Source organism: Aliiruegeria lutimaris (genome assembly GCF_900099935.1).
In the GTDB taxonomy this organism is placed as follows: Bacteria; Pseudomonadota; Alphaproteobacteria; order Rhodobacterales; family Rhodobacteraceae; genus Tropicimonas; species Tropicimonas lutimaris.
In genome coordinates this window covers 18727-38588 of record NZ_FNEK01000049.1, presented here as the reverse complement: position 1 = coordinate 38588, position 19862 = coordinate 18727, and the positions used below count along the sequence as shown (strand labels likewise).

Genomic DNA, 19862 nt, shown 5'->3' with positions numbered 1-19862 from the left:
CGGTGTTCATGATTTCCGGCTTGCCGTATCTGGCCATCGCCTCCTTCAGAGCTTCCAGACATGGCTCCGTTTCCAGCGTCACCGAGAGCCGCCAGGCCAGCACCTTGCGGCTGAACCAGTCCACGACCGCCGTCAGGTAGACGAACCCGCGCGCCATGGGGATATAGGTGATGTCCATGGCCCAGACATGGTTGGGCCGGGTCACAGCGAGCTTGCGCAGAAGGTATGGGTAGATCTTGTGGCCGGGCGCCGGTTTCGAGGTGTTCGGCTTCCGATACAAGGCTTCGATGCCCATCTGCTTCATCAGCGTGCCAACGTGAAGCCGACCGGCGGTGAAACCCTCCTGCCGCAGCAGGCCCTTCATCATCCGGCTGCCCGCGAAGGGAAACTCCATGTGCAATTCGTCGATCCGGCGCATCAGCCGCAGGTCGTCTTCGCTGACCGGGCGGGGCTGATAATACAGGCTGCCCCGGCTGATCCCGAGCAGCTCGGCCTGCCGGGTCAGGCTCAGCGTGTGGTCTCGATCCGTCATCTCTTTGCGCTCGGCAACAGACCGGCCTTGGCGAGCGCTCCCTCTAAAAAATCGTTCTCCAAGGTGAGTTGACCGATCTTGGCGTGCAGGGAGGTGATGTCGATCTCCGGTTCCTTGCTCTTCGGCCAGTCCTCGAACACATCCGTCACGCCATCGAGCAACTGGTCTTTCCACTGCTTGATCTGGTTCGGGTGCAGGTCGAACTGGGTGGCCAGCTCGCTCATCGTCTTGTCGCCCTTTAGTGCCGCCAGTGCGACCTTCGCCTTGAACACGGCGCTGTGGTTTCTTCTCGGACGTCTTGCCATCTTTCGCTCCTTCTTCCCGGCATCGCTGCCGGATCGGGAGCGGAAAAATCCGTTGGCTGAAGCATATCGAACGGCATGGGCCGCAATCCTCGACCTTCCTCTTCGAGCTGACGCGGGACACGCATCGCTGCCGGGACACGGCGCTGCGGGATCTGCAGAAACTCCGCGCTGGCGGCTTCCTGCGCTTGCCGCCGCAACAGCGGCAGGTGGCAAAGGCGGAGTTCAACCCGTATATCTACGATCTGACACGGCTGACGAAGGACCGTCTCGGAGATCTCGGCCTGGACGAGCCGTCGGTCCGCCCAACCGGGCACTGGTGGCATGGCTACGCGGTCTCCTCCGTGACGAGTTCGATCGACATCGCCGCGGCACGCGCAGGCGTCCGCTACATCCCAGCCCATGACATCCTGGCGATCAGGGGCGCCGACCTCGCCATTTCCCTCGGGCGAGTGAAGCTGATCCCGGACCAGCTCTTCGCCCTGGATTACAGCGGAAGGTATCGGGTCTTCGCGCTCGAAGTCGACCGGGGCACCGAGCCGTTGCGCTCAACCGCGGCGAGAAAGTCGCTCCAGAAATCGGTCGAGCAATATCGTCGCCTGCTCGAAGAAGCGATCTACAAACAGCATTACGGGCTGAAGGCGAACCTGATCGTGTTGTGGGTTTTTGAAAGTCCGGGACGGCAAAGTCAGTTTTTGGATATGTTGGGTGGACAGCCGGCTGCTGTTGCGCAGGTGATGCTGAGTCGGACGCTTGGTGGCTCCGGTCAGGTGACCCACAAAGCCATCACTCTCGATCTATATGCTTCCTCTTGGGAAAGAGCTGTAGGAGGGGCCGCATGTCTGGCGTGGGAAGAAGATCCGTGAGTTCCCAGAGACTCTTGTCTCTGGCGGTTCAGCTTTTTCGCATGTAAGCCGATGCCGGTTCAGAAAAATTGCCTCACCTTGCTTGCGTTCTTGCGGACAAGAGTTGCGATTCCACCGATTTCATTCCCACGCAGGGCCCGATAGTCTTCTTGGCTCTTTCTGAGAACCCGTTCCAGAGAGCGGTTGCTTTCACCGCCAACTCGCATCTTCACGAGCACGGCCGGAAGATAGACTGCAGTGAAGCCTGGCTCGCTGAAGTATCGAAGAATGGCATCGTAGTCGGCGGCTATTGAATAGCTGGTATCGTAGGCCCCTAGACGGTCGACAATCGAACGACGCAGGAAAAGAGTCGGATGGGCTGGCATCCAACCGGTTTTCAGCAGGTCGGGCAAGAAGGGGCACGAGACCCATTTGCGCACGATCCGCTTTGGATCATGCTTGCAAACATAGTGCAGGTCGCCATAGACAGCGTCCACCTCCGGATCGGCAAAGGCGGCTGCGACTTTTTCCAGAACACGGTCGCTGGCAAAAAAGTCATCCGAGTGCAGCAGCCCTATGACGTCTCCGGTCGCACGAGAAATGGCTCGATTGATGGCATCGTAGATCCCTGAATCCGGTTTCGATTCCAGAAATGTGCGCGCGTCTGCGCTGGCTTTGACGATTTCCACTGTACGGTCTGCAGACCTTCCATCCTGGACCAGATGCTCAAAGTTTCCGAAGCTTTGGCCATGCAAGCTCTCGATGGCGTCTGCCACCGTGTCCTCGCGGTTGTAGGTTGCCGTGATAATAGAGAATTTCATTGCGGCAGCAGTACTCCCTTACGACCTTTGACGTCACAGGCCTAAGTTGTCCCTTGGATCTCTCGGAAGCACGCCGACGTCAGACGACGAAGTTGATCCGGCACCAGAGATCAAACCGGACCAATCAGTTCAAGTCATTTGTATTTCAGATCCGGCTTTCAATCGAAAGGCGCTTTCTTTGAAAGACTTTCGTTGCATTCTCGATGACCTTTCCTTGCAACTCAGCATCCAGTTCGCCTTCGAGATGCTTCAGAATCGTGCCCGGGCTCGTATCGAGTTCCATGGCCGCCTCTACCGGACACCACCCCAGAAGTGTGCAGCCCACCTTGAATTCCCAACGCTTCATGCTCACTCCCTTGCTTGCTTGAACAAAGGGTGTGCGTCAGAACAGCTAAGAAAGCCCTAATGAAGGCTGCCGAGAATCCAGGTGGTCGGGCTTTCTGAACTGACGCCAAAGAAGCCGGGTGGCAAGTTATCCGGCATTTGATCTCGGGAGAGGCCCGCAGCGGGAAAAGATCCCGACGCCTCTTCATGTTACAGTCAGCGGGGGACGATTTTATTTCGGGAGCCTCAGATCAGCCTGGCTTTCTTCAGAGCCGGAGCTTGTGTCATATGCCTTACTTGGCGCCGAACCCTGTCAACATCACCCGGATCGTACGTAGGGCAATGTAGAGATCCAATCTTCCACAGGAGGTCTCCACGTAGATCTGGTCATAATGCGCCTTGACCGCCGTTGCCTTTATGCCCTCCGCATAACCGCTTTCAATCTGCGCGAGACCGGTGATGCCCGGCTTGACCTTGAAACGAATATCGTAATGCTCAATGAGAAAGGAATAGGTTTCAGCGTGGTTCGCGGCATCCGGGCGTGGGCCGATGACCGACATGTCTCCACGCAGGACGTTGATAAAGTTCGGCAACTCGTCAACCCGCATTTTCCTCATGACCCAACCGAGCGGTGTAATCCGTGCGTTTTCAACACCGTCTTCAGCACTGCGCTGCTCGATCGCAGTGGCTTCGCTCATCGTTCGAAACTTCCAGATCATGAAAGGTTTCTTTTTCTTTCCCAAGCGCTTATGCCGAAAAAAGAGTGGGCCAGGGTTCAGGAATGGATTCAGGAAAAGAAGGAGGAGAGCAACGACAGCGACCAAGCCCAGCCCAATGAGGGCCAATCCCTTGTCGAAACAGAATTTGCAGATCCTGAAACGGAGCCTCCAATGTGTGACATCCGTATCCATTGCGTCGTAAACATACCGTCGTCGGGACGTAAAGATAACGGGCACCGACAGGGGTACCGGATAGTGTTTCATCGACTGATCTCTCAAATGCGGTAACTAAACACCGTCATCGCGTCCCTGACCGTAGAATTAGACAGATATCTTCCGAAGCACAACCGAGCGAAATTTCTAACATAAGGGCAATTTCGACGGGGCACACTCACGATCGCTGCGCCAGGTCAAGAAAAGGTGCAATTGGCAAGCGTAATGCACGGAAATTGATCGCTGATCTTGAAACGCAAGGCGGTGATACAAAGTGTCGCATGGCGAAAAAATCAAGTTTTTCGCCTGTACGAAAGATATTCACCTTTGCGGCTGGACCGGAATCTTCGTGTGTGCTAGCTGGAAATAAACTGCGCGTAGGGATCTTGTCATGAAGTCTTTTTTCTCTTTTGTAAGCGGCCTTGCCCTTGTCGCGTCAGGCTTGCCGGTTCTCGCCCAAACTGCTGAGGAGCGCGCCTATCAACTTGCAGTGGACCTGAACGCCTGCAAGGATCTTCCGATCCTCGAGGCGAAGTTCAAGGACGAAACGGAGACCGAGGTCGAGGTGGTCTGCGGTGGTGCCGGATTGAACGGACAGACGGTCGCCATTGCAGTTGGCGGGCTCTTGCTACTTGGTCTTGCGGCGGGTGCCGGTGGCGGTGGCGATGGAGATTCAACCTCCGACACGCAGTAACACGGTGTCGTTATCGCGGCGTCGGCAGGTTGCGCCGGCGCGGTGGTCGCTTGGCTTAGCTAGGCCGTCGGGGTTCGTCGGCTTACAACCAGATTTCTGCAGGAATCGAGGTCAATTGGCGTCATTGAGTCGCTTTTCGGTTCGTGGCAGGAAGGAACTCATCTTCGATTGCGCAGCATCGCAGACGGAGATGCGTGTGCCAGAGCTGTTGTTACCGAATGGTTGCATGAACGTTGCGAAAGCCCTAATCCCCTCGAAGGGAAGAACTGAAATGCAGCAGTCGCGCCACAAGGCAACAAGTTAACCTGTTTACGTGGAGTTGGTATCGACACTTGGCGCCGAATGTTCGGCTCCAATAGTTGCAGGCAGATGTCGGTGAACAACAAAGTGCGAGACAACCAAGACCAGGCAAGAAACCGGAGCCTTCCGGAGGGCTATGCCGACGATGATTCAATCGATCTGCTTGCCGTTTTTCGCACGCTGTGGCGCGGGAAATGGATTATCGGATTCTGCGCCGTATTGGCCATGCTGGCCGGTGGATTTTATGCTTTTAGGATGACTGTACCGGTCTACAGCGCGACGAGTGTTGTTGCGCTTATCGACCGGGCGGAAAATGTCAGTCCAATCGAAGCTGTTGTTGCAGGCTTTCCAGCAAGCGGGAGCGGGATGGCCCTTTATACTGAGGTCGAAATCCTGCAATCCCGGGCGCTCGGGCGGAAACTTGTCGAGAAGCTCGACCTCGTGAATGATCCAGAGTTCAACCCGCCGCCATCGGACGGTCCCAGGACGTCGCTGCGCTCACTGGTGAGAAGCGGACTGATGGCGACCCTGGGGGTTGAAGAAGCGATGCCTGCCCCTCCCCCAAGTGACGAGGAGATTCTGGAAAACACGATTACGAAGGCCTTGTCAGTCTTTTCGATTAACAACAGGGATTATTCGCTCGTCTTTTCTATCCGAGCCGACTGGACCTCCCCGGACAAGGCCGCCCTGCTCGCGGATACGCTTGCCCAAGTCTATATCGAAGACCAGTTGCAGCAAAAATACGACGCCACGGAACAGGCCTCTGTCTGGCTATCGGATAGGGTCGTCGAGCTGCGCGCAGATTTGGAATCCTCCGAAACCGCGGCGAAGGAATTCAATGCATCCATCGATTTGGTGAGCGCCGAGACGCTGACGGCTATGAACAGGCAGCTCAAGGATCTGCGGGAACGAGCACTGGCGACGCGACGGGAAACAGAGCAGGCAAAGGAGAAGCAATCGGCACTGGAGACTGCCGTGGCTTCAGGCAGTCGGCAAGCCATTCTCGAGGCGGCCAACGATCCCAGGCTAGAAAGAATTGCCTTGGACGTTGAGCAGGGGTTGGCACGCCAAACGACTTTCGACACGCGACTGGCACAGGTGCAGGCACGATTTGTCGGCGAACTCTCGCGCCTCGAAGAACAGGCATCTGCGCTCGAAAGTTCGGCTGCGCGCATGGCCTTGAGGGTCGACAAGCAGTCCCAGGATCTCGTAACGCTTGAGCAGCTCGAGCGCGAGGTCGAGGCCAACCGCCTGATTTACGAAAGCTTCCTCGTGCGTTTTCGCGAAATCTCGATCCAAGAGGGTATCCAGAAGGCGGATGCCCGTGTCATCTCCCCAGCCGTGGTGCCGAAAGTTCCCTTCGCTCCCCGCAAGTCTCGTATCGTCATGATGGCGCTGATTCTGGGCGTCCTGGTCGGCAGTGGTATCGTATTGCTGCGTGAAATGCTCAATCGCGGTTTCCGGACGGCAAAGCAACTCGAACAGGCCACCGGCTACCCGGTCCTGGGGCAAATTCCGGTCATGCCGATCAGGGATCGCTCGAAACTCGTGCCCCATATTGTCAAGAATGTCACCTCGCCGGCAGCGGAGGCGACCCGAAACCTCAGGACATCGATCGATCTGTCGAATGTCGATCATCCACCCAAGGTCATCCTGTCGACCTCCTGCGTTCCGGGCGAAGGAAAGACAACAACCGCGATCACGCTGGCCTACCATTACGCCGCCCTCAACCGAAAGGTTCTTCTGCTCGAAGGAGATATCCGACGGAGGGTGATGGATCAGTATTTCAATCTCGAACACAACCTTGGCTTCGTGTCCGTGCTTTCGGGGGACGCGGAATTGCAGGATGTGATCCATTCGGACGAGAAAACAGGCTTCGATATCCTTCCCGGTGAGAACACCTCCGTCAGCGCGGCTGATCTCTTTGCCTCGGAGAAGTTCAGAGAGCTTCTCATGCAGCTTCGCGACAAGTACGATCAGGTCATCATTGATACTCCGCCGGTGTTGCTGGTACCTGATGCCAGGAGTATTGCGATGCTTTCGGATGTTGTGCTGGTCAACGTCAAGTGGGACAGCACAACTGGAACGCAACTCGAGCAAGGGCTTGGTGCCTTTGCGTCCGTGGATGCAAAGGTTGCGGGTATTGTGCTGACCAATGTCGACCCGAAGGGGATGCGCCGTTACGGCTACGGAAAGGATTATGGCGGTTACGGTTACGGCCGAGCCGGGTATTACGGGAGCAGATGATGTGGTCCAAACAACCACTATTGCATATATCTTGCTGCAAGGAGCTTGATTTTTCTGTCGCCGCCACTCCTGGAGCCGTAAGGTGCCGTCGAAGGGACGTGTAGAATCGTCGGGGATTTGAGAGCAAGACGGGCAAGCGTCAGTGGGGCAGTCAGACTATAACGCCGACCGCTTTGTGCGATCGAGGAACGTGGCCCGGCACGCCGCAGGAATGGCGGTCGCTGTCATTGTGTTTAGTGCCCTGTTGACCGAACAAGCGTCGTCTCAGGACGCTGCGCATCTCCCGGCAATCCGGCCCCCGCTGTCATTCTACGGTCCCCCGGGCGTGATCGATATGCCTTCGGCCGTGATGCAACCGGATGGCCAGGCGTCAGTGAATATTGCCGCGCGGGATGGCTTCTGGCGAACGACCCTTGGCTTCCAGTTTGCTCCCTGGCTCTATGCATCCTATCAATATTCCTTCACAAAGGGCCTGGTTGGAGTCGACGGATCGGGGGATCTCTACGATCGCGGCTTTAACTTGGCCTTGCGCCTCATGGAAGAAGGCGAAATCTGGCCGTCACTCGTGCTAGGACTGAACGACATTGCCGGCACTGGCGTATTTGCCTCCGAGTATCTTGTAGCATCCAAGACAATCCAGAACAGGTTCAGGCTAACGGCTGGCATTGGATGGGGCCGCCTTGGCTCCTACAATGGCTTCAACAATCCCCTGTCGCAGCTATCTGACAGCTTCAAGGAAAGAGAAGCAGACACGGGACAAGGTGGCGATTTCAATGCGGGCGACTGGTTTGGCGGTCCCGCGGCTTTCTTCGGAGGCATTGAATGGCAGGCCAGCGAGAAGTTGACCCTCTCGGCCGAGTACTCATCGGATGCCTATGAACGGGAGGAGGCAAATACGGATTTCGAGCACCGTTCACCCTTCAATTTCGGCCTGAACTACCGGCTGCGCCCCGGGATCGATCTGGGGCTCTATTCACTGTACGGCTCGGAACTTGGCATCAGATTGTCTTTCAGCGCCAACCCGAAATCTCCGCCATTCCGGGGCGGGAGAGAACCTGCGCCTCCCCCGGTGGCAGTGCGCGGCAATGGAAATGTCGACCTGGCAGCCTGGGGACTTCCCTCAGACAAGCTCGCGGGACGTGATCCGACAGAAATCCGCGAGCGTGTTGACGCCGCTTTCAGGTCACAGGGACTGGAGCTCGAAGGTTTCGAGCTTGGAGCCACATCCGTGCGGGTGGGGTTCAGGAACAAGACCTACGATTCCGTTCCGCAGGCGATTGGACGCGCGTCGCGTGTTCTGGCCGCCATCCTGCCGGAAGCTGTCGAGTCGTTCGAGTTGCAGCCAGTGGAGTTTGGCCGCCCCATGTCCTTGGTGACCGTCGAGCGTTCCGATCTCGAGCGCCTCGAATTTGCCCCTGACAGGGTCTGGAGTTCCTATGTTCGGGCCGATATCGAAGACGCCGGCGACGCCCCGGGTTTTGCCGAGTTCGCCTCTCAAGCCTACCCGGACGGGAATTTCGAGGTGCGGCCCTATATCGCGACCGTCTTCTTCGACCCCGACGCGCCGGTTCGTGCCGATATCGGCCTGGATTTCGGTGCGCAGTACTCGCCCACGCCTGGTCTCGTGTTCTCCGGGATCTACCGCGCCAAGCTCGCGGGCAATCGCGCGGAATCCACGCGGGACTCGACCTCTGTCCTGCCTCGTGTCCGGTCCGACCTGAACCTCTATGACAAGGAAGGCAGTTCCTATCTCAGTCATCTTACGGCAGAGTATTTCTTCCGGCCCGGCGCCAACCTCTTTGGAAGAACGACGATCGGTTACCTCGAACGCATGTATGGCGGCGCCTCTGCTGAGCTGCTCTGGAACCCGATCTCGGGACCCCTCGCCCTTGGTGTCGATGTCAACTACGCGCGGCAGCGAGATTTCGACGGCGGTCTTGGTTTCCAGGACTACGACGTGATCACCGGCCATGCCTCAGCCTATTATGATTTTGGCGAAGGCTATTTCGCGCAGGTCGATGCTGGTCGCTACCTGGCAGAAGACTGGGGAGCGACGCTGACGATCAGCCGCGATTTCGCCAATGGCGTACGTGTAGGCGCCTTCGCCACGCGCACCGATGTCAGCTTTGAAGACTTCGGCGAGGGATCCTTCGACAAGGGGATTTTCTTTGAAATTCCATTTTCCTGGCTGGGCGGCGAGCCTTCCCGGGCTGGTTATTCATCGGTTCTTCGGCCCGTGCTTCGGGATGGCGGCGCACGCCTGGTTGTGCGCAACCGCCTCCATGATGTGGTCAAGGATTACAGGGACCCCGAATTGCGACAACGCTGGGCCGGTTTCTGGAGATGAGGTCTACCTGGCATATTCTGGCACTTGCCGCTCTTGTCCTGGGCAGTTCTGGCTGTGGAACCGGGTTTCGTTCTCTTACTGGCGCGCAGGAACTTGGCGGCCAGGCCGGCACCCCGCACAGCGAGGCGCCACAGATAGCGGCAATCCTCGAAAGCAGGGATGGAGGCGCGGTCCTTCGCCAGGTGGCACGCAATGGCGACGTAACGACCTGGCGTTCAGCTGGTGGCGACACGCTGTCCCTGGAGGACGGGATTATCGTTGCGACGCAGTCACTGACGCCAGATATCCTGTCGGTGGAAGGGCTCTTCCCGTCGCGCTGGCGGTCCATGGCACGACCGCTCGAGACAACGCGGCTGCACCGCCACGTTGATGGCGAGGAAAAGGTCGTTATTCGCGGCTACCAGTGTGAAATCTCCCAAGGTGTTTCTGATATCGTGACGATCGCCGGAAAATCTCGCCCTGTGAGTCGAACCGACGAGAGCTGTTTCAACGCAGATCAATCCTTTACCAACTCCTACTGGCTCGACAATTCCGGAGAGCTGGTGCAATCACGTCAGTGGCTCGGCGACGATCTCGGATATATCCGCCTGCAACATCGCTATCCATGAGCCAGAACACAAAAGGGGACCCGCCCATGCGCCGATCCATCCTGATCACCCTTCTCGCGGGCGTGGCCGCCACGCTGGCAGGTTGTGGTGTCATCTACAATTCCCCGACCGTCTCGCAGGGGATTGTCAATGATGCAAAGGTGCGCGTGGTTCCGATTACCGCGGAGACGACGCTTGCCGCCAACCGCTCTCCTTACCAGCCGGACAGCTTGCCGGCAGTCTTCAGCCAGACGGCAGGGGGAGGCTCCGGTTTGCGCGGCGCGGGAACGCTACCGGACCCCGCCGTCGATCCGGAAACCCGGCCCGGGTCGATCGAAACCCGTATCCCGGCAGATGTGCCGATTTCTCCCTATCGGATCGGGGTCGGAGATGTTGTTGTTCTGGCGACCCCGACGGGCGGAGATTCTGTTGCTGAACTTTCGGGCCTGGTGGCCGTGCAGAACCAGAAGCAGAATTACACGGTCCAGGATGATGGCGGTATTTCCATTCCGAGCGTCGGCCGCGTGAGGCTTGCGGGCCTGACCCTCGAGGAAGCGAATGAGAATGTTTTTCAGGCGCTGGTGGACAGCTCGATTGATCCGTCCTTCAGCCTCGAAGTGGCGGCGTTCAATTCGCAGCGTGTTTCCGTCGGTGGTGCGGTGAGGACGCCTGGGGTGCTGCCGATCGGGTTGCAGCCGCTCTACCTGAACGAGGCAATCTCGAAAGCCGGCGGTGCAACGAGCGATGATAATGAATACGTCACGGTACGGATCTATCGAAATGGCAGCCTCTACCAGGTTCCCCTGGCCGAGCTTTACTCGCAACGGAAGCTTCAGCGCATCCGCCTGATTGATGGCGACAGTGTCTATGTCGACCTGGAATACAGGCTGGACAATGCACAGGCCTATTTCCAGGAACAGCTGACGCTGAACGAAACCCGCCGTTCCGCGCGCCAGCAGGCGATTTCGGAGCTTCAGACCGAGATTTCCCTGCGACGGGCGGAACTGGACGAGGCGCGCGAGAATTTCGAGGATCGGGTGGATTTTGGGGCAGTTGATCGCGACTATGTCTACCTCGCGGGAGAGGTCACGAAGCAGGCCCGGTTCCCGCTGCCGTTCGAGCAGCGCGCCGTCCTGGCAGATGCCATCTATGCCGAGGGTGGCATACCCACGATCACCGGCAACGTGTCGGAAATCTATGTGCTCCGCGGCTCGCAGGCGGCGGAGGAGTTCGGCTCGATCACGGCTTGGAAGCTCAACGCGGGCAATGCCGCATCGCTTCTGTTGGCGACACGGTTCGAGCTGCGCCCCAATGACGTGATCTTCGTGGCTGAACAACCGGTCACCCAGTGGAACCGCGTGATTACCCAGATTACACCGGGTGTATTCAACTCGACCATCAATGCGCTGGCTCGATAGGGCGGGAGCCTGCGTTATCGGGCATTCGGCCGAGACACAGTTTTCACCTGCCCAACTCGCGTACCTGGTTTCTTCCGACCGGAACCAGGACGAGAGCTCAGCTTGTGTCGCGGCGAATAAGAATATCGCAGAATTCGACTGGCGGATTGTTGACGGGCTTCAGAGCTGAACGACGAAGAGGCTCCAGGTAGTCCCGGCGATCATAGGGCCCCTGTAACAGGAAAGCAGAAAAGCCGTTCTCCAAGAATGCCTTGATGCTTGGCCAGGAATCGCGGCGATCGGGAGAGTACTCTACAAAGATTTCGACTCCTGGGTGCAGAAGCGTTCGTAGCCTCAAAAGGCTGTCAAGCACCGGCGCCTCGAGCCCTTCGACGTCTATTTTGACAAAGCGTACCCGTCCCCAGTCAATGCCATCGAGGATGACTTCGACAGGTGCAATGGGGACACTGGCCTCGAAGAGGCTCGCTTCAGTTCGAAAAACCGAAGCGCCGCCACTCTGCTCCCTATTCTGGTAGAAATCGATATGCCCCTCGATCCCCCCGACTGCCGTCTGGTACACGTGTATGTTGTCGATATTGTTGGCTGCAATATTCTCGACCAATCGGCGGTTCGTGGAGGGAGACGCTTCGATGGCATGGACCTCGCGAAAACTGGAGCAGGCAACCAAGGAAAAATATCCGATGTTGGCGCCTATATCGAGAAAAATGCCATCGTTCGGGGGGATGCTTCTCAGGTAACGCGTAAAGAGTGGTTCCCATTCGCCGAACAAGAAAATCTCCTGCTCTACCCTCGGGTTGCTGGACACCCGAACCTTCATCCCGTTGACCAGACTTGCCTCGGTGAAAACGTCGAAATAGGCAGCGTAGCGTTGTAGGATCTTCCAAAGGCGATCCTTCGTGTCAGCGCCAATTGATGTCCCGCGCAACATTGATGCCGACAAGAGCAGAACTGTCGGCGCGGTAGCCTTTTTTAATCTTTCAAACACGATGACATGCTCTGATTGGTCGAGTTGAGCGGACAATAGCCGACGGCCCTGCAAAGGCAATCGCACGGAAGAAAAGAGCCAGGATCAGCCGAATACCTTACCTGTCATTCCCAGCTACGGGGAAGATTTCCAATGCGTGCCTCGAGTCTGCGGTTTGGTTCGCGAAAAGCCTCTACGAGGCTGCATCGCCGTTTCTCGCTCAGCTTGAACTCTTCCTCTCCAGTGCTCGACATAAACGAGAGAATGCGTGACTTGGCGCTCATGGGGAGTAACGATTTCGCCACATCATAGAATGGCAGTCGACGGAACTTCTCGGTTTGGCGCGCCCACATGCTGGCGTTAATGAAGTCCGCGGTTACATTCAAGCGTGTGGCTTCGCCGGCAAGCAGGAAAGGATCGACGTCGAGGAAGTCGCACACACGATGTATCACCGCATCGGCTTCGCGATAGAGATCATCCTGAAAAACAACCAGCAGTTGTTCGCCTGGGAAGTGGGTTTCGAAGGCTTCGATCTGCTCGATATACCGGCTTGTAGCGATCACGGCTGAGTAGCGCGGGTCGTCGGGGTTTTCGACTGCGTCAAGAACCTCGTCGAGAGAGTGTTCGACGCAACTCACGCCGAGGACGTTCTGGCAGTATTTCTGGATCTGGAGGCATTCGGATTCGATCCGTTTGACCGGCTCCCGCAATAGATAGATCAGCTTCATGGCAGGGTTGGCGGCGGCCATTCGCTCCGCTGTTCCATATACCAATGGATGGCGGGTGTAGGAGGTTGATGCCTCTCCACAAATCTGGTCGGGCAATGCGTCAGAATACAAGCCTCGATACCAGTCTTCGCCGTAGTTCCGGATTGCCTTTGTGGAGAAGTAATGCGGCTCTTTCAGAGGGTTCATATAGATATCTGGATGTCGGTCCAGAATCTGATTGAGCGCCGTGGTGCCAGCTTTGGCCGCACCGATGATACAGAAATCTGGCATACGCCCACCACCACGTCTTGGCACGTCTGCGAAAGCGACACCGTTGCGGCTTCGTGCCCAGATGGGGACTTCAAAACTGGTCTGCCCCGTCCGTGAACTGGTTTCCGGGTTGCCCTTTGTCATCGCACTCAGTTCTCCAACGACCGATCGGAGCCACGCATTGCCTCTCTTTCATGGCCCTGTTGTGTTACGAAGCCTCATTGGCACAAAGACATCGAATGTCAGCAATGCGGGTGCTCCATTTGGTGGAACCACCAAGTCAATTTATGGTCAATTCGGAGAGGATGTAAAAGCGGTAACCAACGCGCTCCTGCCTGGTTGCAGAGCTTTTTCGACGTCTTCTGGAGCATGGGCTGGCTTCTTCGCTCAGCATTCGGCAAGTCCTTGCTCCTTGGGTAAAATTCTCTCTGACAAACGCTTTGACGACTGCTACGCACCTAAAGGGCAAGATCTGATTTTCGCTAAGGGGCAGGTGCGTTGAAAATCACCTTTATCCATCCGCAAGCCAATCTCTCTGGAGGTTGTAGAGTTGTCTCAATCTATGCGGATCGCCTGACGGCGCTTGGGCATGACGTTACCGTGGTTACAACCCGTCCACGCAAACCAAGCCGTTGTGACGTATTGCGTGATGTACTGCGCGGGCGTTGGTCGCGGCCGCCCTCATCCAACCATTTCGAGAGCATGAAGGCCAAATGGATAGCATTGGACCATCCCGACCCGGTCACAGATCACGATCTGCCGGATGCCGATGTCGTGATCGCCACTTGGTGGGAAACCGCGTTCTCGGTCTCTCGCTTGTCTCCGACCAAGGGACAGAAATTCTATTTTGTGCAGCACCACGAAGTTCATGAGGCGCTGCCGAACCATATATCTGCGGGCAGTTATCATCTTCCCTTGAAGAAGATTACCATTGCCCGATGGCTGAGCGATACAATGGCCCATACCTACGGAGACACCGATACCATTGTGGTCCCCAACAGCGTAGATCAGTCATTGTTCCATGCGAAAGAGCGCGGGCGCCAGGCAAATCCCACAATCGGCCTCATGTATTCTCCAGTCGCGTTCAAGGGTGTAGATACCGCCTTGAGAGCGATCGAACATGCAAGAAAGTCGGTTCCTGACGTGCATCTCGTGGCGTTTGGCGCGTCTCCACCTGGAAAACAGCTGGGACTGCCTCCTGAAACCGAGTTTCACCTGGCACCCAAACAGGAGGAAATCCGCAATATCTATGCCAGCTGTGATGTGTTCCTTGCGGCCAGTCGCGTCGAAGGTTTCGGGTTGCCGATCCTCGAGGCAATGGCGTGCCGCACGCCGGTGGTTGCCACGCGGACAGGTTGTGCACCTGATGTGATTGTCAATGGAGTGAATGGCTATCTTGCGGATGTCGAAGACTGGGAGTTGCTTGCAGAGGGATTGATCAAGGTCCTTTCGCTGGATGATGCTCTCTGGCGTACCCTGTCTCAATCGGCACTTGAACAGGTTGAACAGTATAGCTGGGATGATGCGACAAAGCTCTTTGAGGCCGCGCTACTGGAAGGCTGAGCCGCCAGAGTTGAATATGCCTGCAAGCTGTTCTTTTAAACTCGAACCGGACCATTGGCGGTTCAAGCCACGCCCTGTTCCTATGGGTCAGGTTTGATGGCTACCTTTTCAAGCCTATAGACCGTTCTCGTTCGGCGCTTTGGGAGGGCTTTGCTCTCGCCGCTGGGTTTTCTCTCGGGCGAGGAGATAAACCTGCTCCCAGTTTCTGTCGCCGGAACCCGAATGGACGGAAGAAGCCCGGTGCCTTCATGATCAAGGTGTGCCTACCAGACTTGGAGTGTTCAAATGAATGGGACCGTCTGATGTCAGGGAAACAGCGTCGAAATAGTTTCGGCGTGCCAGATGCAGATACCGAGGGCACCAAGCATTCCGAGTATCGTCAAGCCGACATCATGCACCGGATCCCAACCTTTGTAGATCTTCGCGTATTGCATGTGCAGCGGGTACGAGATGACGCAAGCCACTCCGGGTGCCAGGATTGCACCAACCACGCCAAGTTCGCGTACTCCCACAAACAACAGAAAAGTCTGGAATATCGCCGCTACCAGGACTGTGTTGAGGAATCTTTTCGAGTCTCCCATCGCCAGCAACATCTGGCCAGTCGTTCGAAGCGTTAGCAGGGGAACGATCGTTAATCCGAACAGCGCCATCATCGGGCCGGCAGATACGTAGCGGTCGTCATAGAGGAAACGCACCAGCCAGGGACCTGTGGCCGACAGGGTCAAACTGAAGACAATCATCGTCGTTGCGAGTAGGCGACGCGCCCTGAAAACCTTTTCGCGGCTGTCTGGATCGGTCGAAATTGGCTTCAAGCGATAGAGTGGGAAAATCACGCTCTTCTGGACCGCAACAGCTAGAAGGGACGGGGCCATCGCCATGAAATAGCCGATATTGTACACGCCAAGTTCGGCCATCGACGTGTAAAGGCCGAGCAACGCACGGTCTCCCTGTCCAACGAGGAATCCTGCGATGCTGCTCACGAAGACGAACTTGCCGAAATGGAACAAGCTCTGCAGAGCTTCGCGCTCCCAAAACAGGCGGTTGGAAGCATTCGGAACAAACTTCCAATACGCGGCTTGCTTGCAGGCCGAAGAGACAAGCGCTGCGAAAACCAGCGCCCAAACCGACTGCATCTGCCACGCGAGCAAGCAGGCCACAACGATATGAAAGGCCGCAACGCCCAATTGGATTATGGTCAGCCGACCAAGATGAAGATGGCGCTCAGCGGTCCAGACAGCGGTTGGAGTGAGGCCCTGCAAGATGATTGTGAAACCCATCCAAGGCAATAGCTGTGCCAGAATGGGTTCGCCATAGATCGCTGCCGCCGGACTGGCCAACAGGAAGACCAAGAGCCAAAGCAAGTTTGCTCTCAGGATTTGAACGGTCCAGGCAGTGTTGAGAAAGGCGGGGTCATCTCCCCGCGAGTCCTTGATGACGGCCGGGCGCAATCCGGCGTCCGAAAGCATCTGCATCGCAGTCAGGAAGACCTGTGCAATTGCCATTAGGCCGAACGCCTCTGGGAAGAGCAAACGCGTCAAGACGAGATTGGAGACCAGGCGCAGAAGGTTCTCACCACCAAATGCGAGAGCCGTCCACAGTGATCCTCGCAGCGTGCGAGCGGCTACGCTTTCCCCGGAAAACCTGTTGAGAAATCTTCTCAAAAAGCAAGCCTCGTGGTGAGACGACGGAACCTTTTGCCCTGCCCTTCGATTAGAAGAGGCGGTGGGCATACTGGACGAGTAGGCCATTTTCCGACCAATGGACAGTGCATTGCGGGCCCAGCTGGACAGTCGGGCGGGAAGTGTGTTTTCTCCGCGATCGGAGGTGGTTCGTTTGTCTGAACCGTTTGGAGCCCTGTTCGACATTCCTGTCGGGGCGGCAGGAAGACGCCCCGAAATCGATGGGCGGCGGTACTACTTGTATTCGATCAGTGCCTGTTTTCCCCCCAGGATGCGTTTTCGCCAGTAATCGGTGATCCCCTGCATCTCGGCGAATTTCCCGAGTGTCAGGAACAAACCCCGTTCCCATCCCATACTCCGCTGCAGACGCATCACCTGCAGCGGGTAGACAAGGAACCCCAGCAGCGCCCACGGGTTTAGAAAAAATGCGAAAAACAGGACCGTCAGCGGTAGGATCAGTGCCCAGACCAATGCCCGGCGTGTTTCGGCCACCCAATGCCTTTCGGGGTCTTTGCCATACATGGCAGCGCCTTCAGCAAAGGCGAAACCGGCGCGGCGCGAGCGTTGCCACCACTGACCGAAACGGGTCATCTGGGCGTCATGCAGCGTCATCTCTGCATCCAGACGTTCGATCCCCCAGCCTGCACGTGCGAGACGCAAACATAGCTCCGGCTCCTCGCCGGCAATAAGATCGGGGTTGAACCCATTGACACCCTCAAAGGCTGCGGTTCGATAAATGGCGTCGCCGCCACACGCTCTCGCCGGGCCAATCGGCGTGTCCCATTCGGAATCCGCCAGACGGTTATAGACCGAGACTTCCGGGAACCGCTCGCGACGCCGACCGCAGACCACTCCGAGTTTCGGGTCGAGTTCTAGCGCCATCAGAGCTGTCGGCGCCCAGTCAGGATCCAGCTCGCAATCTGCGTCGATGAACTGGACAAACTCCGGCAGACCGCGCGATCTCAACGCCTCGAACCCGGCGTTGCGAGCTCGCGCCGCGGTAAATGGGATCGATGGGTCAAGCTCGACCACCTCGGCGCCTTGGGCGCGCGCGTATTCGATAGAACCGTCCGAGGATCCGGAATCGACATAGATAACTTGGTCGAACTGCCGCACGAGCGAAGAGAGACATCGCTCTAACCGTTCGCCCTCATTGCGGCCGATCGCGATGGCGGCAGCAGGGTTTTTTGCAAACGCGGTCATGAAGATATCGTCCGGTCGCTGGGAAAGAGTGCCCGGAGCTTCTCTTGGTCTTCGGAGAAGGTAACGCGCAACCGCTCCTTGAGATCTTCGGGAAGCTCTGGTCGATCTCGCATCTGCCGGCTGCTGCGAATCCATCGACGAACCGATTTCGGCACCAGCGCACGCCGCAGCCGCGTCGCAACCTCGTTGTCGACGATCAGGTCATGAAATGGCAGGCGCCGAACCCGTTCAGCTGAGACATTCTGCGTGCCAAGATCCGGATCCCACTGAAACCCTTCCCGACCAAGAAACCTGGAAACCTGGTCGAGTGTCCCCTGGGGATCGGATTTCATGTCTTCCATCTGCAGAAGCAGGATCGCCTCGCGCCCATAGCGTTCGACATATGGAGCAAGTTGCATCCCATAGCAGCTATAGTCAGTGAGTTCAGGATGGCGCTCAAACTCCTCGGCCGGATCCTCTCCCATCACGCCCATGCTCCATTCATGTATGTAATGCGATATCGCCCGCTCCAGCGGGTCGCGCATCAAGTAGATTAGTTTTGGTGAGTTGAGGCGCGCACCCATGCGATCGAGCGTTCTCGGATGGGTCGGAAGCTTGGTATAATGCGTGGAGGCCTCGCCGGTGAGATCTCCTGGTTGCCGCTCCGCAAAGAGCCCAGCATACCAGGCTTTCCCCCGGGCGAAGACGTCATCGTCCGAGAAGTAGTTCGGTTCCTTGGGCGTGGTCATGAAGATGCCCGGTTGGATTGCCAGCTGTGCCTGCAGCGTAGAGGTGCCGCATTTCATTGCGCCTATGATCACGAAATCGGGGATTTCTTCCACTATCGGTCCTCCCAAGGCGCCCGGCGCGGTCCGGAAGGATGCGCGACATTGGTCCAGATATCCCGCCATTCCGCTTCGTTCGCCGGCGGAACCGGTTTGCCAAACAGCCGCCTGGACTGAGCGATACCGCGTCCGAGATGCCACATCAGGTTGGCCGCTACGATTCCAGTCCAGCCATAGGCCTTGAAGAAGAAGCGTGTACGCGAAGCATAAAGATAGGGCGGCAAGCGTTTTCGGGCATCCTCAAGCCCTTTCACCGGACCGCTGCCGCCACGATGGTGCACCACGCGGGCCTCTGGCACATGCATCACACCCCAGCCAGCCTTCCGAGCAGTGCGGCAATAGTCGGTATCCTCGAAATAGAGAAAATATCCCTCGTCGAGTGAACCAATCTCGTCGACCATCTTTCGACGCAGCAGCACGGCGGCAAAGCTCGACCAGTCGATTCTGCCCGGATTCGGAGCAGTGCAAGTTGGGACGTCGAACCTCTTGAGCATCCTTGTCAATTGGCCGGTCCCGGCCGCCCGGATTAGTTCGCTCAACGGGCTGTGATCGCGGAAACTGCTGATTTGCGGCGTACCGTCCTCGTCTTCCAGTCGCGGCGCAAAAAGCCCAAAACCGGGGTGAGTTTCGGCGGCATCAAGCAACGCCCCGAGACAACCCGGCCGGATTTCTGCATCCGAATTCAGTACGAGGGTGAACTCGGCCTCCATCGCCGCGAGCCCCTGATTGTGACCGCCGGAAAAGCCGGAATTGACAGCCGACCGGACAAGTTCCACAGGTTCCTCGGGGTTGGCCTCGATCCAATCCTCGATCTGCTCCGCTGAACCGTCGCCGGAGTCGTTGTCAACCACAATGACCCAGCCATCAATTGGCTTCCTGTCCTCCACGCCAGCGAGGTCGGCCAAGGCCGATTGGACGGAGGCCAGCGTCATATTTCCTGTGCGAAAGTTGATAATGGAAATGCTGAGTTTTCGTGTCATGTCACTGGGAAATCTCATCATTCCGCATGCCGCGAATTCTAACACCCCCAACCACATCGCGGAAAGGGGAAAATGCGGGCAACTTCACTGGATTACAAGCTTCCCAAACAGCGATTCGGACCTGCGTTATCGGGCATTTGGAAATGAGAACCCAGGGACTTGGTTGGTATTCCTCCGGCGAGGGCCGTCTGACGAGGTTTCGGCATGGGTGATAAATCCGGCCCTATGGCCGACCACAAGTTCAGACCCGTGAGTGAAGTCCTCTCTGCCGCGGAGCCGTCGAGAATAACGAGAATGAGCTGCGCCTCGCCATGATCCGGCTG

General features: G+C 57.3%; 16 protein-coding genes and 1 pseudogene. 7 read left to right on the top strand and 10 right to left on the bottom strand.

Going from position 1 to position 19862, the window contains the following annotated elements:
• Window positions 1-837: pseudogene (locus BLR85_RS19250) on the bottom strand (IS3 family transposase); the annotation flags it as partial.
• On the opposite strand from BLR85_RS19250, the gene BLR85_RS19245 reads away from it, so the two are divergent.
• Complete coding sequence (locus BLR85_RS19245) at window positions 831-1700, top strand: replication-relaxation family protein (RefSeq protein WP_093160879.1); 870 nt, start codon at window positions 831-833, stop codon at window positions 1698-1700. The pseudogene BLR85_RS19250 and the gene BLR85_RS19245 sit on opposite strands and share 7 nt — an antisense overlap.
• A 59-nt stretch (window positions 1701-1759) precedes the next feature.
• Here the strand turns inward: BLR85_RS19245 and BLR85_RS19240 are convergent, their stop codons facing one another.
• The 3 genes from BLR85_RS19240 to BLR85_RS19230 all read right to left on the bottom strand — a co-directional run bounded on the left by BLR85_RS19240 (window position 1760) and on the right by BLR85_RS19230 (window position 3807).
• On the bottom strand, window positions 1760-2500 hold the full coding sequence (locus BLR85_RS19240; protein ID WP_093160874.1) for a glycosyltransferase family 2 protein: 741 nt from the start codon (window positions 2498-2500) through the stop codon (window positions 1760-1762).
• 145 nt (window positions 2501-2645) lie between these two features.
• Window positions 2646-2846, bottom strand: coding sequence for a hypothetical protein (locus tag BLR85_RS19235; protein WP_093160869.1), 201 nt, complete (start codon window positions 2844-2846; stop codon window positions 2646-2648).
• 271 nt (window positions 2847-3117) lie between these two features.
• Window positions 3118-3807, bottom strand: a complete 690-nt coding sequence (locus BLR85_RS19230; RefSeq protein ID WP_244520790.1) for a sugar transferase — start codon at window positions 3805-3807, stop codon at window positions 3118-3120.
• 340 nt (window positions 3808-4147) lie between these two features.
• On the opposite strand from BLR85_RS19230, the gene BLR85_RS19225 reads away from it, so the two are divergent.
• From BLR85_RS19225 to BLR85_RS19205, 5 genes are all read left to right on the top strand, one after another.
• Window positions 4148-4450: a hypothetical protein gene (locus BLR85_RS19225; RefSeq protein ID WP_093160860.1), complete on the top strand. Its 303-nt coding sequence runs from the start codon at window positions 4148-4150 to the stop codon at window positions 4448-4450.
• 375 nt (window positions 4451-4825) lie between these two features.
• Window positions 4826-6997 carry a GumC family protein gene (locus BLR85_RS19220; protein WP_170844650.1) on the top strand — a complete coding sequence of 724 codons (2172 nt, stop codon included), beginning with the start codon at window positions 4826-4828 and terminating at the stop codon, window positions 6995-6997.
• Window positions 6998-7208: 211 nt separating this feature from the next.
• Complete coding sequence (locus BLR85_RS19215; protein WP_093160850.1) at window positions 7209-9344, top strand: YjbH domain-containing protein; 2136 nt, start codon at window positions 7209-7211, stop codon at window positions 9342-9344.
• Window positions 9341-9952 (top strand): YjbF family lipoprotein, encoded by a 612-nt coding sequence (locus BLR85_RS19210; protein ID WP_093160845.1) that lies wholly within the window; start codon window positions 9341-9343, stop codon window positions 9950-9952. Before BLR85_RS19215 ends, BLR85_RS19210 begins: the two co-directional genes overlap by 4 nt.
• A gap of 26 nt (window positions 9953-9978) precedes the next feature.
• The gene (locus BLR85_RS19205; protein ID WP_093160885.1) at window positions 9979-11349 is read left to right on the top strand and encodes a polysaccharide biosynthesis/export family protein; all 1371 of its coding nucleotides are present in this window, start codon (window positions 9979-9981) and stop codon (window positions 11347-11349) included.
• 97 nt (window positions 11350-11446) lie between these two features.
• Here the strand turns inward: BLR85_RS19205 and BLR85_RS19200 are convergent, their stop codons facing one another.
• Together BLR85_RS19200 and BLR85_RS19195 are read right to left on the bottom strand one after the other, a co-directional pair.
• Window positions 11447-12370 carry an FkbM family methyltransferase gene (locus BLR85_RS19200; RefSeq protein WP_093160840.1) on the bottom strand — a complete coding sequence of 308 codons (924 nt, stop codon included), beginning with the start codon at window positions 12368-12370 and terminating at the stop codon, window positions 11447-11449.
• A gap of 68 nt (window positions 12371-12438) precedes the next feature.
• Window positions 12439-13434 carry a sulfotransferase family protein gene (locus BLR85_RS19195; RefSeq protein ID WP_093160835.1) on the bottom strand — a complete coding sequence of 332 codons (996 nt, stop codon included), beginning with the start codon at window positions 13432-13434 and terminating at the stop codon, window positions 12439-12441.
• 354 nt (window positions 13435-13788) lie between these two features.
• Between BLR85_RS19195 and BLR85_RS19190 the strand changes: the two genes are divergently transcribed.
• A complete protein-coding gene (locus tag BLR85_RS19190; protein ID WP_139188464.1) occupies window positions 13789-14853 on the top strand; it encodes a glycosyltransferase family 4 protein in 1065 nt (354 codons plus the stop codon).
• 305 nt (window positions 14854-15158) lie between these two features.
• On the opposite strand, the gene BLR85_RS19185 is transcribed toward BLR85_RS19190, so the two are convergent.
• The 4 genes from BLR85_RS19185 to BLR85_RS19170 all read right to left on the bottom strand — a co-directional run bounded on the left by BLR85_RS19185 (window position 15159) and on the right by BLR85_RS19170 (window position 19539).
• Window positions 15159-16583 carry an oligosaccharide flippase family protein gene (locus tag BLR85_RS19185; protein WP_244520792.1) on the bottom strand — a complete coding sequence of 475 codons (1425 nt, stop codon included), beginning with the start codon at window positions 16581-16583 and terminating at the stop codon, window positions 15159-15161.
• Between the two features lie 183 nt (window positions 16584-16766).
• Window positions 16767-17735 (bottom strand): glycosyltransferase family 2 protein, encoded by a 969-nt coding sequence (locus tag BLR85_RS19180; protein ID WP_093160823.1) that lies wholly within the window; start codon window positions 17733-17735, stop codon window positions 16767-16769.
• Window positions 17732-18556 (bottom strand): sulfotransferase family protein, encoded by an 825-nt coding sequence (locus tag BLR85_RS19175; protein ID WP_244520789.1) that lies wholly within the window; start codon window positions 18554-18556, stop codon window positions 17732-17734. The genes BLR85_RS19180 and BLR85_RS19175 overlap by 4 nt, the downstream gene beginning before the upstream one ends.
• The gene (locus tag BLR85_RS19170; RefSeq protein WP_244520788.1) at window positions 18556-19539 is read right to left on the bottom strand and encodes a glycosyltransferase family 2 protein; all 984 of its coding nucleotides are present in this window, start codon (window positions 19537-19539) and stop codon (window positions 18556-18558) included. The genes BLR85_RS19175 and BLR85_RS19170 overlap by 1 nt, the downstream gene beginning before the upstream one ends.
• Window positions 19540-19862 lie beyond the last annotated feature (323 nt).